12 protein-coding genes and 1 pseudogene are annotated in these 15886 nt (G+C 68.9%); 11 read left to right on the forward strand and 2 right to left on the reverse strand.

The genetic code is table 11. The annotated features are described in order from the left end of the window. Positions 1-23 precede the first annotated feature (23 nt). Entirely contained in the window at positions 24-1778 is a 1755-nt protein-coding gene (locus tag VGC47_00740) for a CocE/NonD family hydrolase (protein HEX9853827.1), read from the reverse strand. 118 nt (positions 1779-1896) lie between these two features. On the opposite strand from VGC47_00740, the gene pgsA reads away from it, so the two are divergent. The 8 genes from pgsA to VGC47_00780 all read left to right on the forward strand — a co-directional run bounded on the left by pgsA (position 1897) and on the right by VGC47_00780 (position 11352). Beyond that, a complete protein-coding gene (gene pgsA, locus VGC47_00745; GenBank protein ID HEX9853828.1) occupies positions 1897-2448 on the forward strand; it encodes a CDP-diacylglycerol--glycerol-3-phosphate 3-phosphatidyltransferase in 552 nt (183 codons plus the stop codon). 4 nt (positions 2449-2452) lie between these two features. Continuing rightward, the gene (gene mfd, locus VGC47_00750) at positions 2453-5791 is read left to right on the forward strand and encodes a transcription-repair coupling factor (protein ID HEX9853829.1); all 3339 of its coding nucleotides are present in this window, start codon (positions 2453-2455) and stop codon (positions 5789-5791) included. Further along, on the forward strand, positions 5788-6726 hold the full coding sequence (locus VGC47_00755) for a peptidylprolyl isomerase (protein ID HEX9853830.1): 939 nt from the start codon (positions 5788-5790) through the stop codon (positions 6724-6726). Before mfd ends, VGC47_00755 begins: the two co-directional genes overlap by 4 nt. Next, entirely contained in the window at positions 6723-8177 is a 1455-nt protein-coding gene (gene mazG / locus VGC47_00760) for a nucleoside triphosphate pyrophosphohydrolase (protein ID HEX9853831.1), read from the forward strand. Before VGC47_00755 ends, mazG begins: the two co-directional genes overlap by 4 nt. 68 nt (positions 8178-8245) lie before the next feature. Next, positions 8246-9520: a phosphopyruvate hydratase gene (eno, locus tag VGC47_00765; protein HEX9853832.1), complete on the forward strand. Its 1275-nt coding sequence runs from the start codon at positions 8246-8248 to the stop codon at positions 9518-9520. Next, positions 9517-9930, forward strand: coding sequence for a septum formation initiator family protein (locus VGC47_00770; protein ID HEX9853833.1), 414 nt, complete (start codon positions 9517-9519; stop codon positions 9928-9930). Before eno ends, VGC47_00770 begins: the two co-directional genes overlap by 4 nt. After that, a complete protein-coding gene (locus tag VGC47_00775; protein HEX9853834.1) occupies positions 9923-10450 on the forward strand; it encodes a DUF501 domain-containing protein in 528 nt (175 codons plus the stop codon). Before VGC47_00770 ends, VGC47_00775 begins: the two co-directional genes overlap by 8 nt. Further along, complete coding sequence (locus VGC47_00780) at positions 10447-11352, forward strand: Ppx/GppA phosphatase family protein (GenBank protein ID HEX9853835.1); 906 nt, start codon at positions 10447-10449, stop codon at positions 11350-11352. The genes VGC47_00775 and VGC47_00780 overlap by 4 nt, the downstream gene beginning before the upstream one ends. A 56-nt stretch (positions 11353-11408) precedes the next feature. Here VGC47_00780 and fusA read toward each other — a convergent pair whose 3' ends face one another. Then, positions 11409-13475 carry an elongation factor G gene (fusA, locus tag VGC47_00785; protein HEX9853836.1) on the reverse strand — a complete coding sequence of 689 codons (2067 nt, stop codon included), beginning with the start codon at positions 13473-13475 and terminating at the stop codon, positions 11409-11411. Between the two features lie 237 nt (positions 13476-13712). Here fusA and VGC47_00790 point away from each other — a divergent pair. From VGC47_00790 to VGC47_00800, 3 genes and pseudogenes are all read left to right on the forward strand, one after another. Continuing rightward, positions 13713-14317 (forward strand): annotated as a pseudogene (locus VGC47_00790) (NAD(P)-binding domain-containing protein). Beyond that, entirely contained in the window at positions 14314-15684 is a 1371-nt protein-coding gene (gene zwf, locus VGC47_00795; GenBank protein HEX9853837.1) for a glucose-6-phosphate dehydrogenase, read from the forward strand. Before VGC47_00790 ends, zwf begins: the two are co-directional and overlap by 4 nt. Next, positions 15681-15886, forward strand: a 206-nt coding sequence (locus VGC47_00800; GenBank protein HEX9853838.1) for a histidine phosphatase family protein, incomplete at its 3' end; no start/stop codon positions are given. The genes zwf and VGC47_00800, both read left to right, overlap by 4 nt.

Here is a 15886-nt window from a genome sequence, read left to right on the forward strand (position 1 = left end):
TGGGCTTCCCTCCTGCCGGCACGCTACCCGGCCGCCGCAGGGATCACCGGAACGAGCAGGTAGGCGGGATGCTCCGGCCCCACGTGGAGGGTGGTGGTCCCCGCGAAGACCTCACCCGGCCGATCGCGCTCGTCATCGTGGAGGAATGGGCCGCAGCCCCTCAGCTCGTTCTTGAACGCCGACAGCCGGAGGCCCGTGGTGTCGCCTCCCCACTCGTAGTCGCGGCCCAGGATCGTCAGCGCCAGCCGATATCCGGCGGGAGCGACGACGCACGTCGGCCAGATCTCGACATCGAGCTCGTAGACGCCTCCCGGTTCGAGTGGCTCACGGCGCTCGTGTGCGTGGTACGGGCGCCACGGCCGGCTCAACGCCGGGTCGAGCCGGCGATGCGATGCCCGGAGCCACCCCTGGGCCAAGGGCGTGTGCGGGTCGATGGCTCCTTGGAACGTGACCTCCTCGCCCTGGCGATCGAACAGGCGGACCACGAGGAACAGGTCGGCGTCCTCGGTCGAGGAGGATACGCTCAGCTTGGCGGCGAGAGGCCCGGTGATCTCGGTCGCCTCGGCGAACGGCGCCGTCGAGAACGTGATGCCGTCCCCGAGGGCGTCGAAGGACAGGGTTGCCTCGGAAGGGCTCGGCTCGAGGTCGAGGGTCATGCCCTCGGGGTCGAGGTGGTACTCCGTCCACCTCGTGGCCGGGATGGGCCAGTCGACCTCGTGGCGGGGCTCGAAGCTGCCGTCGGCGTGCCTGACCTGGAGGAGAACCCGCGGGCGGTCCGGCCAGCGCTCCTCCATGCCTCGCAGGAAGCGATCGAAGAAGCGGAGCTGCAGGTCACGGCCGTAGTCGGTGTAGAAGTGGGTCCAGTGCTCGATTCCGTGCACCTCGAGCCACTTGTCCCGGCCGGCCGACCGGACGAAGCCTTCGAAGTTGCCACGGGCATGCAGGCCCTGGCCGCCCCAGTTCGCCGCCGAGAGGAGGGGGACCGCCACCTCTTCCCACACCGGGGAGCGGCTGCGGTGATAGTCGTCGTCGAGGGGATGGGCGAGGATCTCGTCACCGAACGGCGCCCGGTTGCGTTCCAGGTCCTCGTCGCTCAGCGTCTCGTCGCCGCAGATGAGCTGGCCCGTGATCGGGTTCCGTCCGCCGGCCTCTCCTCGGCCGTACTGGACGGTCTTCACCTGCATGTCGTACCAGTTCTCCCAGAACGTCGACAAGATGCCGCCGTGGTGCGTCATATCGCGGTACCAGTCGGCGGCTCCCTCCCACACGCACATCGCAGCCAGGTGGGGCGGCTGCAAGGAGGCGACGTGCCACTGGTTGATGGCGTAGTAGCTGATGCCGTTGAGGCCGACCTTCCCGGTCGACCACGGCTCGGCCGCCGCCCACTCGATGCAGTCGTACAGGTCCCGAGTCTCCCGGGGCGAGAAATGGTCGATGTAGCCCGGTGACCGTCCCGTGCCCCGAGAATCGACCCGCACGCAGGCGTAACCGTGCGGCACCCACTTCTCAGGGTCGACGACCTCCCAGCTCTGGTAGGCGTTCGTGGACCCGGCGGCGACGTCCGGGTGTTCGGCCGTCATGCGCTGCCAGGCGCTCGGATATCCGGTCTGGAACGGCAGCCCCTTGGCGTACGGTCCGTAGCTGAGGAGCACCGGGTGGCGGTCGCCGTCGTCCGGGCGAAAGACGTCGGCTCGCAGCACAACGCCGTCGTCCATACCAACGGCGACGTCCCAGTCGATGCGCATCCCGTCACGCGATTCCGACCTGAACAACTGCACGGTCCTTCCGTCCGGGACGCTCGCCGCGGCGTGGACGGCGCCGGATGGTAACGAAGGTGAGACGGACATTCTCGGGCTTCTGGCCTCCGGGGCCGCCCTCACTACCATCGGCCGGGCGATGAACGTCCCGAACCTCCTCGCCTACGTCCGCATCACGCTGACCCCGGTCGTGATGGCGTTCGTGCTCCTCTCGCGGCGCATCGACCATGCGTTCGGCTTGGCGCTCCTCTTCTTCGTGGCGGCCGCCCTCACGGACTTCGCCGACGGCTACCTGGCGAGGCGCTGGGAGATCACCACGACGCTCGGGGCGTTCCTCGACTCCGTCGCCGACAAGGTGCTGGTCACGGGGAGCTTGCTCGTGCTCATCGAGGTCGGCAGGGCGTGGTCGTGGGCGGCGTTCGTGATCATCGGCAGGGAGCTCGCCGTCATGGGGCTGCGCGGCGTCGCCGCCCTCGGGAGAGGCAAGGTGCCGCCCAGCCCCCTCGGGAAGGCCAAGACCATCACACAGTTCACCGCCATCGGGCTGGCGATGGTCCGCAGCTCCAGCGAGATCGGGCCGTACTTCCTGGATGAGTGGCTCATGCTCGTCGCCGTCGCCGCCACCCTGCTCTCGGCATGGGACTACTTCTCGAAGTACGGGTCGGCGCTCAGGACGGCAACACCAGCTTGACCCGATGACGGCCCCGCTCCGCTCCCTCGTCGACCGCTGGCCTGCGCCGCTCCTGCCGAACGTGCCGGGCAGGATCGCCGTTCCTCCGGGCTTGCGGGCGTATGCCCTCGCCGGCATGGCGGCCCGGTCGGCCCGCCCGATCCTGGCGATCGTCCCGGGCGAGCGGGAGGCCGAGGACCTGGCCGACGACCTGGAGCTGTTCACCCACGACGTCGTCATGCTGCCGGCGTGGGAGACGCTGCCGTTCGAGCACATCTCCCCGAACGTGGCCACCATGGCCCACCGTGCCGTGGCGCGGCATCTGCTGTCCGAAGCCCCCGGCGGCCTCGTCGTGGTTGCGTCGGTGAGGGCGGCGACGCAGCGCCTCAGCCCGAGCTCGCCCCGCCCGCTCGAGCTGGCAGTCGGCACGACGGTCGACGACGTCGTCGCGGCGCTGAGCGAGCTCGGATACGAGCGCACCGATCGGGTCGAGACGCGCGGTGAGTTCGCGGTGCGGGGCGGGATCATCGACTGTTTCCCCGCCCAAGGTGAGACCCCCGTCCGTGTGGAGCTCTGGGGCGACGAGGTCGACGAGATCCGCAGCTTCGCCGTCGCCACCCAACGAACCACCGAGCCGATCGACCGGCTCGTCGCCTATCCGGCCCGCGAGCTCCGCCCCGACCCGCCACTTCGCAAGCTTGCGGAGGAGCTGCGCGACCGGGAGCCGTGGGCCGCATCGACATGGGACAGGATCGCCGAGGGGCTCACGTTCCAAGGTATCGAGTCGTGGCTGCCGTGGCTGTCCCACGAGGAGACGGCGCTGGAGGCGTACGACGCCGACGTGGTGCTCTTCGATCCGGAGCGCTCGTTGGCGCGTTCCAACGACCTGCTCAGGGAGGAGGCAGACCTGGCCGCGGCACTCGCCCCGACCTGGGGAGCAGATGCGCCGGAGGCGGGCGACCATCCGGCCCTCTACCTGCCGATATCCGATCGGGCCCGCCTCGACGCCCCGCCCCGGCCCGCCACGCCCACCGAGTCGACGCTCGAAGCGCGTGGCCTCGACGCGGTTCCCGGTGACGCCCCTTCGGTAGCCAAGGCGCTCAACGAGTGGAAGCTGCGTGGCGTGGACGTGGTGGTCGCCATGGACGGCGAGGGGGCGGCCAGGCGGGTCTCCCGGGTGTTGTCGGAAGCCGGCATCGATCTTCCCGTGGTGGAGCGTCTCGAGGGCCCTTCGCCGGCCGTCTTGGCGACCGGTATCCACCTCGGTTTCGTGGCCCCCCAGCTCGGTGTCGGCGTCGTCGGGGAGCGTGAGGTCGCCGGCAGGCGCCGGGCCCACCGCCGGGTGAGGCGGACGAGCCAAGGCCTCGTCGACGCCTACCGCGATCTCGAGCCGGGCGACTTCCTCGTGCACCATCGCCACGGGATCGGCCGATTCGAGGGCCTCGTCCACCGCGAGATGGCCGGCGTCGAGCGGGACTACCTCCTCGTGGCGTACCACGGCGGCGACAAGCTGTACGTGCCGACCGACCAGCTCGCCGCGGTGAAGCGGTACACCGGAGGCGAGTCGCCCCGCCTGTCTCGCATGGGTGGATCCGACTGGGCGGCGACCCGGTCGAAGGTCCGCAAGGCGGTGGCCGTCGTCGCCGAGCAGGTGGTCGATCTCCACCGTCAGCGAGCCGCCGCGGCCGGCCACGCCTACGAGGAGGACAGCCCATGGCAGCGGGAGCTCGAGGCGGCGTTCCCGTACGAGGAGACCGCCGACCAGCTGACCGCCATCGCCGACATGAAGCAGGACATGGAGTCGGAGCGACCCATGGATCGGCTCATCTTCGGGGACGTCGGCTTCGGGAAGACCGAGGTGGCGCTCCGAGGCGCATTCAAGGCCGTGCAGGCGGGGCGTCAGGTCGCAGTGCTCGTCCCGACGACGCTGCTGGCGCAGCAACATCAAGCGACCTTCCAGGACCGGCTGGCGCCCTACCCCGTCCGGGTCGAGATGCTCAGTCGGTTCCTCACGTCGAAACAGCAGAGGGACGTCATCCGCGCCATCGCCTCGGGTGAGATCGACATGGTGATCGGAACCCATCGCTTGCTGTCGGACGACGTCGTCTTCAAGGACCTCGGGCTGCTGGTGGTCGACGAGGAGCAGCGATTCGGGGTGGCCCACAAGGACCGCCTGAAGCGCCTCCGGACCTCGGTCGACGTGCTCACCCTCACGGCAACTCCCATCCCGCGGACCCTCGAGATGGCCCTCACCGGCATCCGCGAGGTGAGCCACATCCGAACGCCACCCGAGGATCGCCATCCGATCCTCACGTACGTCGGGCCGTACGATGCCCAGACCGTCTCGGCGGCCATCAGGCGCGAGATGCTCCGCGAGGGTCAGATCTTCTACGTGCACAACCGGATCCAGTCGATCGACCTGGCCGTGGCGCGGTTGCGCGACCTCGTGCCGGACGCCCGCATCGGCGTCGCCCACGGGCGGATGAGCGAGGGTCAGCTCGAGCAGGTGATGTACGACTTCTGGAATGGCGAGTATGACGTGCTGGTCGCCACGACGATCATCGAGTCCGGGCTCGACCTGCCGCAGGTGAACACGCTCGTCGTCGAACGGGCGGACCGGCTGGGGCTCGCTCAGCTCTATCAGCTGCGCGGCCGGGTTGGGCGCTCCAGCCAGCGTGCGTACGCCTACCTCTTCCACCCGCCGGAGCAGACGCTCAGTGAGGACGCCTACCGGCGCCTCGAGGCGATCGGGGAGTTCTCCGACCTCGGGTCGGGGTTCCAACTCGCCATGCGCGATCTGGAGATCAGAGGGGCGGGGAGCATCCTCAGCGAGACGCAGGCGGGCCACATAGCCGCCGTCGGGTTCGACCTCTACGTCGAGCTGGTCGCCGATGCGGTCAACGAGCTACGGGGCATACCGTCAGGCGTCGAGGAGCTGCCGGAGGTGCGCATCGACGTCCCGGTCGACGCCCACCTCCCCGCCGACTATGTGGAGAGTGGGGAGCAGCGGCTCGAGGCGTACCGCCGGCTGGCGGCGACGAGGACGCAGAGCGAGGTCGAGGATGTCGCCGCCGAGTGGCGCGACAGGTACGGCGCCCTCCCCGAGGAGGCCGGGGCCCTCATCGACGTCGCCAGGCTGCGCCACGAGGCACTCCGCATCGGGCTCACCGAGATCGTCCAGGTGCGCAACGAGGTTCGCATGTCGTCCGTCGCCCTCAGAGAGTCCGAGGACGTTCGGCTGAAGCGCCTGGCGCCACGCGCCGTGGTGCGCGGCGACGTGCTGTTCGTGCCTGTCTGGCCGAGGGGCGGCATCGCCCCCATACTGGAATTCCTTCGTACAATGTGGCCTCCGCCGGAGGAGTGAACCTGATCCCACGTTCCAGATCGCTCATCGCCGCCAGTGCACTCGTGGCAGCCGTCGCGGCGTGCGGCGACGCGGGCCTCGGAACGGTCGCCACGGTCAACGGAGATGCGATCGTCGTCGGTGAGGTCACCGGGCTGCGCAACAGCTACGCCGGCGACGTCGTCAACACGAACACCGAGCAGTTCAGGACGGACCTCGGCAATGTGATCTTCCTCGACGTCCTCGTCGCGGCGGCGGAAGAGCAGTACGACATCACGTTCACCGAGGCCGAGGTGAGGGACCGCCTCGCCAACCCCCCGGAGCGATACGCCCAGGTGTTCGCGCAGGTCGAGGCGGACGCCGACCTCACCGACGACGCCAAACGGCACCAGGCGCTCATCTCGCTCATCCGCGACTCGGTCACGAACAGGCTGGTGGCGGACGACGCCACGTTCTGGGACGACATGGTCGGGGAGACGCCGGAGCTGCTCACGAGCGCATGCGTGCGGCACGTCCTCGTGGCCACCGAGGGGGAAGCGGCCCAGATCATCGACCGGCTCCAAGGCGGAGAGGACTTCGCCGCGGTCGCCGACGAGGTGTCTCTCGACACTGCCAGTGCCGGTGGGGCCCTCGTCGATCAGGCCGGCGAGTGCATGCTGCCACTGCAGACATACGTCGCCGAGTTCGGCAATGCGGCAGCGACGGCGGTGGTCGGCGAGGTCTCCGGACCCGTGCAAACCCAGTTCGGGTTCCATGTCATCCTCGTCGACCGGCGGGAGGACCCGCCTCCCGTCGAGGTCCTCGAAGCGGATCCGGTGGCGTACCTCGGCAACACCGAGGTGAGCAGCCTCTTCAGTCCATGGTTCAACGACGTCGTGAGGGCCGCCACGATCGAGATCGATCCGGTGGTCGGTAGCTGGTCGACCTCCGGTGTCGGGATCGTCCCACCCGAGTGAACGGGCTTCGCATCGTCGGTCTGGGGCCGGCAGGCCTCGACCGGGTCCCCGCAGGAGCGATGGCGGCGCTGACAGACCCGGCCGGTGTCGTCATCGTTCGCACGCTGCACCACCCCGCCGCCGCAGAGCTCGCCGCATCGCGGGCCGTGACGACGTGCGACGACCTCTACGACTCCCTCGACGACCTCGATGCGGTGTACGCCGCCATCGCCGGGCGGGTCCTGGAAGTGGCCGGGTCGCACTCGGTGGTCTACGCCGTCCCCGGGAGCGCCTCGGTCGGCGAGCGGGCGGCTGCTCTCATCGTGACGGGCGCCAACGAGCGCGGGATTCCGGTCGACGTGCTCCCCGGCGAGTCGTTCGTCGATCTCGCCCTACTGGCGGTCGGCGTCGACCCGCTCGCCAAAGGGCTGCAGATCCTCGACGGCCGATCTCTGCCCGACCCACTTCCGCTCCATGTGCCGACCCTGATCAGCCAGGTCGACACGCAGCTGGCGCTCGCCGAGGTGGCGACCTCGCTCGGCAAGGTGCTCGACGGTGAGACGCCGGTGGTGTTCCTCGACTCGCTCGGCGGTCCGAACGAGCGGATCGAACGGATCCCACTCCGCCGCCTCGACGAGCTCGTGCCGGGACCGCGCACGTCGCTGTTCGTCGATCCGCCGCCGGTCGGCTGGTTCGGACTGGTCGCGGTGAACCGCGCTCTCCGCCTGGAGTGCCCGTGGGACCGCGACCAGACCCACCACTCGCTCCTCGAGCACCTGCTCGAGGAGGCGTATGAGGCGATCGAGGCGATCGGGCGGCTCGGCTCCGATGCTCCCGCCGGGGAGGTCGACTACGGAGCGTACGCCGAGGTGGAGGAGGAGCTCGGGGACCTGTTGCTCCAGGTCGTCTTCCACGCCACCCTCGCCCGCGAGGCCGCCGCCTTCGACGTCGAGGAGGTGGCCGAGGGGATCCGCCGCAAGCTCGTGCACCGCCACCCCCACGTCTTCGGGGACGTCGTGGCGCACGATGCCGAAACCGTGAGGTCGAACTGGGAGACCCTCAAGTCGCAGGAGAAGAGGCGGGATTCACTCATGGACGACGTCCCCAGAGTGCTGCCTGCGCTCGCCAGGGCCGCCAAACTGCAACGGAGGGCGTCGACGGCCGGCTTCGACTGGAGCGACACCGAGCCGGTGGTCGCCAAGATCCACGAGGAAGTAGACGAGCTCGACGTCGCCGCAGGGAGCGCATCGACGTCGCACGAGCTCGGTGACGTCCTCTTCTCCGTCGTCAACCTCGCTCGTCATCTCGACATCGACCCCGAAGGAGCGCTGCGGAGCGCCAACGAGAGGTTCGAGGGTCGATTCCGATCGGTGGAAGCGTCCGCCGTTGCCGGCGGCCGTTCGCTGGAAGCGCTGTCGCTCGAGGAGATGGACGAGCTGTGGGAGGCGGCCAAGCTGGCACCTGGGACGTGATCTGCACCGATGCTCGGCGACACTGCGGAGGGGTGATAGCCTCCCCGCCACATTCGAAAGGGCCCGACGTGACGACCATCAGCCACATCCGGGCTCGTGAGGTCCTGGACTCTCGGGGTAATCCGACGGTCGAGGCCGAGGTCCTCCTCGCTGGCGGAGGTTTCGGCCGTGCCGCGGTGCCGTCGGGGGCATCGACCGGGGCACTCGAGGCCAACGAGCTTCGAGACGGCGGAGACCGCTTCGGCGGCAAGGGTGTCTCGCGAGCCGTCGCCAACATCACCGAGACCATCGCCCCTGCGCTCCTGGGACGCGACGGGACCCGCCAGGAGCAGATCGATCAGGTGATGATCGACCTCGACGCCACACCGACGAAGTCGAGCCTCGGGGCCAACGCGATGCTCGCCGTCTCGCTGGCGACGGCGCGGGCTGCGGCCGCCGGCGTCGGTCTGCCTCTGTACCGCTACCTGGGGGGAACGGCAGCCAGGGTGCTTCCGGTGCCGTGTCTCAACGTGCTCAACGGGGGCGCCCACGCCGCCAACTCGGTCGACATCCAGGAGTTCATGCTCGTCCCGGGGGGCTTCCCCAGCTTCCGAGAGGCGCTGCGCGCAGGCGTGGAGACGTACCACGCATTGAAGAAGGTCCTCGGCGGCCGCGGGCTCGCCACGAACGTGGGAGACGAGGGCGGCTTCGCCCCCGATCTGGCGGCCGACCGGGCTGCGCTCGAGCTGCTCGTCGAGGCGATCGAGGCAGCCGGTTACGAGGTCGGAGAGGAGATCGCCCTCGCGATCGACGTCGCCGCCACCGAGCTCTACCGGGCGGGCCACTACGAGCTCGACGGCGGCCAGTTCAGCACGGGCGGAATGGTCGACTACCTGGCCGAGCTCACCTCCGGCTTCCCTCTCGTCCTGATCGAGGACGGTCTCGGGGAGACGGACTGGGACGGCTGGAAGGCGCTCACCGAGCGTCTCGGGAACCAAATCCAGCTCGTCGGCGACGACCTCTTCGTCACGAACGAGGACCTCGTCGCCAAGGGCATCGAGTTGGGCGTGGCAAACGCCGTGCTGATCAAGGTGAACCAGATAGGGACCCTGACGGAGACGCTCCACACGATGGAGCTGGCGGAACGGAACGGCTACGGGCGGATGGTGAGCCACCGATCCGGCGAGACCGAGGACTCGTTCATCGCCCACCTCGTCGTGGCGACGAATGCCGGCCAGATCAAGTCGGGCGCTCCGGCGCGCGGCGAGCGCACCGCCAAGTACAACCAGCTCCTCCGGATCGAAGAGGCGCTCGGCGACGAGGCGCGCTACGCCGGGTGGGACCCGTTCAGGAGGGCTCGATGAGCCGAGGCGGCGAGCGCAGGCGGCGCCGGTACGCCTCGCCCTTCCTGGCGCTGCTGCTCCTCGTCGCCCTCGCCGTCGTCCTCGGCGGCATCTTCCCCTTCCGGCAGATCCTCGCCCAGGATCGGCAGGTGGCGAACACGCGCGCCAAGCTCGACGCCCTGGTCGGGGAGAATGAGGCCCTGCGTCAGCGGATCGATGCCCTCGGGACGGAAGCCGAGGTGGAACGTCTCGCACGGGAGGAGCTCGGGATGGTGCGTCCCGGAGAGACCGGTTTCACGGTCACGTCGCCCGAGGACGAGCGAGCCGTCGACGTGCCAGCACCGGAGCCGGAGCCCGCCGAGGATGAACGAACGATCACCGAGAAGATCTGGGACTTCTTCACCGGGAGAGACCTCGTCCCGGATGAATGACCGCGCGGTCGTGGCCGCCCAACTGGGGCGCCCGCCGCGGTCCGTCGTCGAGGTGCGAGCGCGTTGCCCCCTCGACGTCCCGGTGGTGATCGCCGTCCCGCCCCACCTCGACGACGGCACCCCGTTCCCGACGAGATACTGGCTCACGTGCCCTCTGGCCGTTCGTCGTATCGGCCGGATCGAGGCGGCGGGGGGCGTCAAGGCGGCGGAGCGCCTCCTGGAGTCAGACGAGGTGCTGCTGGCGCGCCACCAGGCGGCCACCGCCCGTTACGTGGCGGAGCGGGACGCCCTGGTCGCCGCGGACGCCCCGGCTGCGTTGCCGTCGGGCGGTATCGGGGGGACCCGAGAGGGCGTCAAGTGCCTGCACGCCCAGTACGCCGACCACGCCGCAGGCAACGACAATCCCATCGGGGAACTGACGGCTCATCAGATCGAGCCGCTCGACTGCACCGTGCCGTGCGTCGTGGCGGTCGATGGCGAGGTGGGCGCCAACCCGGACTGGGTCGAGCCGTCGCGTTGAGAGTCGCCGCCGTCGATATCGGCACGAACACGGTGCGGCTGCTCCTCGGAGAGGTCGCCGGGGGCGGGCTGCTGTCGATCGCCGAGAAGCGGACCGAGATCACGAGGTTGGGCAGGGGTGTCGACGAGCGGCGCAGGCTCGACCCCCGTGCCGTGCAGCTCACCGTCGACGTGCTCGGTGAGTACGGCTCGGCGGCCGATCGATTCGCGGCCGAACGCCGCGGCGCAGTCGCCACCTCGGCGACGAGGGACGCCGAGGATCGGGAGGCGTTCCTCGACCTGGCCGCAACGGCCTTCGGGGCGCGTCCCGATGTCATCGCCGGCGAGCGAGAGGCCGAGCTGGCATTTGCCGGCGTGAGGTCGGCGGTTCGGCCGGCCGGGCCGATCCTGGTCGTCGATCTCGGAGGGGGCTCCACCGAGTTCGTGTTCGGGGAGGACGACGTCGAGTACGCCAGGAGCGTCGACGTCGGGTCCGTGCGGGTCACCGAGCGCTGGCTGGCGAGACGCCCCATCACGACGGAGGCTCTCGCCGCCGCCAGGTCGGCCGTCGCAGGTGCGCTCGCTCCACTCGAGATCCCGGGCGCGCCGGGGCTCGTCATCGGGGTGGCCGGCACGTTCACGACGCTGGCTGCCGTCCACCTGGAGCTGGCTGTGTACGACCGGGACGTGGTCCACGGGTCGGTTCTGCGACTCGACGACCTGATGAGGATGGTCGAGCGGCTGGCCGCGCTGTCCGTCGAGGACATCGCGGCGATCCCGACGGTGCCGCCGGGCCGAGCAGACGTGCTGCTCGGGGGCGCCATCGTCGCCGAGGCCGCCGTTGCCCGATCAGGCCACGGCGAGGTCACGATCTCGGAGGCAGACCTCCTGGACGGGATTGCTCTGGCCATCGGGACCGACTGATCCGTTCTTGCGTCCCCCTGTCGCATTTGTGCGATGCAGGGACGCCGGAGCGGCTCTCAGTCGTCGTCGGAGACCTCTTGGGCCACCTTGTCGACGAGATGGGAGGGCAGCAGCTCGTAGTGATCGTGCGACGCCGTGAACGTCCCCCACCCCTGGGTGAGCGATCGCAGGTCGATGGCGTAGCGCATGATCTCCGACGTCGGCACGAGGGCGGTGACCATCTGCCTGCCGGAGGCCGCCACCTCGGTCCCCTGCACCTGGCCTCGCCGCGACGAGAGGTCGCCCATCACGTCACCCTGGTACTCGGGAGGCACGGTGACGACGACCCGCGAGATCGGCTCGAGGAGCACGGGGTTCGCCTTGCGCATGGCCTCTCGGAAGCCGAGGCGGCCTGCCATCTTGAAGCTCATCTCGGATGAGTCGACCGAGTGGTACTTCCCGTCCACGCAGTAGACCCGAACGTCGACGACCGGGTACCCGAAGATCCCTCCGCTCCCCATCGTCTCCCGAATACCGTGCTCGACGGCGGGGATGAACTGGCGGGGGATCGATCCTCCCTTGATGGCGTCGACGAACTCGAAGCCCTCGCCACGGGCCAGCGGCTCGACGCGCAGGATCGCAACGCCGAACTGGCCGCGACCGCCCGATTGCTTCTTGTACTTGCCCTCGGCTTCCGAGGGCGTCGTGATCGTCTCGCGGTAAGGGACCCTCACCTCGTGCTGATCGACCTCGACACCGAACTTGCGGCGCAGCTTCTCGAGCGTGATCGTCAGGTGAGTCTCACCCATGCCTCGCAGCACCGTCTGGCGGGTCTCTTCGCTCCGTTCGACGATGAGCGCCGGGTCCTCGGCCTGGAGACGTCGCAGGGAGTTCGCCAGCTTGTCCTCGTCCGCCGTCGTCGATGCGCTGATGGCGATCGAGAGGACCGGAACGGGCCGGGCGATGGCCGTGACCTTCACGGGCTTGTTCTTCGGAGTGAGCGTGTCACCGGTGGCGGTGTCGGTGAGCTTGGAGACCGCTCCGATGTCGCCCGCCTGCAGCTCGGGGAGCAGCTCGCTCTCCTTCCCGATGACATACCCGATCTTGGCGAGGCGCTCATCGGCGCCGGAGCGGCCGTTGTGGAGGACCGACTCGGGCTTGATCGTCCCCGACAGCACCTTGAAGAGAGAGATCTGGCCGACGTATGGATCGGAGATCGTCTTGAAGATGAACGCCAGCGGGTCGCCGCTCGGTGTGCCGTCGATCGTGACGGTCTCGCCTCCTGCCTCGACGATCACCTGGTTTCGGCGGGCAGGCGAAGGGCCGATCTCGACGATGAAGCTGGCGAGCCGGTCGACCGCGATCGGGCCGGCGGCCGAGCCGCAGACCACGGGGAAGACCGTTGCTTCCGCCACCCCGACGGCCATTGTCTTCTCGAGCTCCTCGACGGACGGGATCTCGCCTTCCAGGTAGCGCTCCAGGAGCATGTCGTCTGCGACGACGATGCCCTCGACGAGGTTGTCGTGGACCTCGTGCTCGCGCTGTTCGAGCTCCTCGGGGATCGCGGCCTCCTCGGCCTTGCCGGAGTCGTACACGTACGCCCTGTTGGTGAAGAGGTCGGCGACTCCGTGGAACGACGACTCGGAGCCGAGCGGCAGCTCGAGCGGGGCGATCCCGGCCCCGAACCGCGATCGAAGCTGCTCGAGCGTCCGGTCGAAGGAGGCGCGTTCCTTGTCGAGCTTGTTGATGAAGATCATGCGCGGAACGCCGAGCTGCTCGGCGATACGCCAGATGGCGTCGGTCTGCACCTCGACGCCCTCGACGGCGCTCACCACGAAGACGGCCAAGTCGACCACTCTGAGCGCGGCGTGGACGTCGCCGATGAAATCGGCGTAGCCGGGGGTGTCGATCAGGTTGATCTTGTGGTCGTGCCACTCGACCGGGGCCATGGAGAGGGCGAGTGACATCCCTCTGGCGTGCTCCTCGGGGTCGTAGTCCATCACGGTGTTCCCGTCCTCGACCCGGCCGAGCCGTTGCAGCGCACCGGCGCGATACAGCATCGCCTCGGCGAGCGTCGTCTTGCCCGACCCGTTGTGGCCGACGAGGGCGACGTTGCGGATCATCTCAGGCGGGTACACCTTCACGGGGGAAGACCTCCGGGCGCTCGGTTGGGAAGGCGCCAGGATAGAGGGGCGCCGAACCGGGTGTTTCGCTCGGCGATTGGCTTCGAGCTACCAGGAGTGTCGCCGGTCCGACCAAGTGGGGGTCGTATCGTTCGGGAAGTGTTGACGAGAGCGACCGGCGGAACGCACCCCCGTGGCCGCCCGGCGGCCTCTCGATCCGAGCCGAGCTCGACCATTGAACGAAAGGACGTCCGGATCATGGAACTGGGAATGGTCGGTCTCGGACGAATGGGGACCAACCTCGTCCGCCGGTTGCTGCGTGGCGGGCACCAAACTCCTTCTACCAGGACGACTTGCGGCGCTCGGCGGAGCTCTCCGAACGTGGCATCCGCCTGGTCGACGTGGGGACGAGTGGCGGCGTGTTCGGTCTCGAACGAGGATTCTGTCTCATGATCGGAGGCGAAGCCGTGGCCGTCGCCCATCTCGATCCGGTGTTCCGGACGCTCGCTCCCGGGATGGCGAAGGCGGCACGGACCCCCGGGCGCAGCGGAGAGCCGAGCCCGGCCGAGCACGGCTACCTCCATTGCGGTCCGAGTGGCGCCGGTCACTTCACGAAGATGGTCCACAACGGCGTCGAGTACGGCCTGATGGCGGCCTATGCGGAAGGACTCAACATCCTCAAGCATGCCGGGATCGGCTCGGTCGATGTGATCGCCGACGCCGAGATTGGTCCTCTGCAGAACCCGGCAGCTGCCCTCTTTGGTCGCTTCGACAGTCGCGGCCGCGACGAGTTCGCCAACCAGGTGCTCTCCGCCATGCGCAAGCAGTTCGGCGGGCATGACGAGAAGGCGGAACCTCGATGAGGGAGCCCGCCAACGCCCTGGTTCTGTTCGGGATCAGTGGAGATCTCGCCCGGAGGAAGCTCTTCTCCGCCCTCTACGAGTTGACCGCAAGTGGCCAGCTCGACATGCCGGTGGTGGGGGTGGCGGCGAGTGACTGGGACGATGTCGTGCTCAGAGAGCACGCCCGGTCGGCGTTGATCGAAGCGGGGGAGACGGTCGACGAAGAGGTGTTCGGCCGCCTCGCCGACAACCTGTGCTACGTCGGAGGCGACTATCGGGAGACCTCGACCTACGCAGCCATGTCGAAGCGACTCAGGGGGGGCGACCACCCCGTCTTCTACCTGGCCATCCCGCCCGACCTGTTCGACGACGTCGTGGAGGGGTTGGCGTCGGCCGGGCTCAACCGGCGGGGGCGGCTCGTGCTGGAGAAGCCTTTCGGCCGGGACACTGCATCGGCGGCCGAGCTCAACGAGATCATCCACCGGCACTTCCCCGAGGAACAGGTCTACCGAATCGACCACTTCCTCGGCAAGGACGCCATCCAGAACCTCATGATCTTCCGGTTCTCGAACACCATCCTCGAGCCGATCTGGAACCGTCACTACGTGGGCGGGGTGCAGATCACGTTGGCCGAGGACTTCGGGGTGGAAGGGCGCGGCTCGTTCTACGACCAGGTCGGTGCGTTGCGAGATGTTGTCCAGAATCATCTGCTCCAAGTGGTCTCACTGCTGGCGATGGAGCCGCCGGTATCCGATCGTCCCGACGCGCTCAGGGACGAGCGGGTGAAGGTGCTCAGCGCGGTGAGGGCGATCTCGCCCATCGACCTGATTCGCGGCCAATACGATGGGTATCTCGCCGAGCCGGGGGTGTCGGCCGGCTCGGACACGGAGACCTTTGCCGCGCTCCGCTTGGAGATCGACTCGTGGCGCTGGGCGGGTGTCCCCTGGACCATCAGGGCCGGCAAGGGCCTGGCCAGGACGGTGACCGAAGCGGTGATCGAGTTTCAGCGGCCCCCCAGGCCGTTGTTCGCCGGCGGCGAGAGTCTGCCGGGCCCGAACCGGCTCACCTTCCGCACCAAGCCGGACGAGGAGATCAGCCTGTCGATGCAGGCCAAGGTACCGGGACCTGAGATGGTGAGCGGTCCCGTCGAACTTCACCTCCAACACGATCGCGTCCCCGGGCGCGACGCCTACGACCGACTCATCGGCGACGCCCTCCGGGGCGACGCCAGCCTGTTCGCACGTCAAGACGGTGTGGCCGAGGCGTGGCGGATAGTGGAGGACGTGCTCACCGACCGGTCTCCGGTCGTCCCATACGACCGCGGAAGCTGGGGCCCGGCTGCAGCCGACAAAGTGCTCGGGTCGGACGCCGGCTGGATCACCCGATGAGCGGGCATGACGTGCTTTTGGTCCGCCACGGGCAGACCGAATGGAGCATCTCGGGACGGCACACCGGACGTACCGACGTCCCGCTCACCGAGTTCGGACGCCGCCAAGCCGAGGCGCTGGCGGCCATGATCGGGGTTGCTCCCGACGCTCGGATCCTGTCGAGCCCGTTGTCCAGGGCATGGGAGACGATGGAACGGGCCGG

This window comes from Acidimicrobiia bacterium, from assembly GCA_036396535.1.
Classification (GTDB): Bacteria; Actinomycetota; Acidimicrobiia; order Spongiisociales; family UBA5794; genus DASWKR01.

Excerpts from the sequence above, each read along its gene's own strand:
- pgsA (HEX9853828.1), top strand. The coding sequence starts at position 1,897 with ATGAACGTCCCGAACCTCCTCGCCTACGTCCGCATCACGCTGACCCCG.
- mfd (HEX9853829.1), top strand. The coding sequence starts at position 2,453 with ATGACGGCCCCGCTCCGCTCCCTCGTCGACCGCTGGCCTGCGCCGCTC.
- VGC47_00770 (HEX9853833.1), top strand. The coding sequence starts at position 9,517 with ATGAGCCGAGGCGGCGAGCGCAGGCGGCGCCGGTACGCCTCGCCCTTC.
- VGC47_00775 (HEX9853834.1), top strand. The coding sequence starts at position 9,923 with ATGAATGACCGCGCGGTCGTGGCCGCCCAACTGGGGCGCCCGCCGCGG.
- zwf (HEX9853837.1), top strand. The coding sequence starts at position 14,314 with ATGAGGGAGCCCGCCAACGCCCTGGTTCTGTTCGGGATCAGTGGAGAT.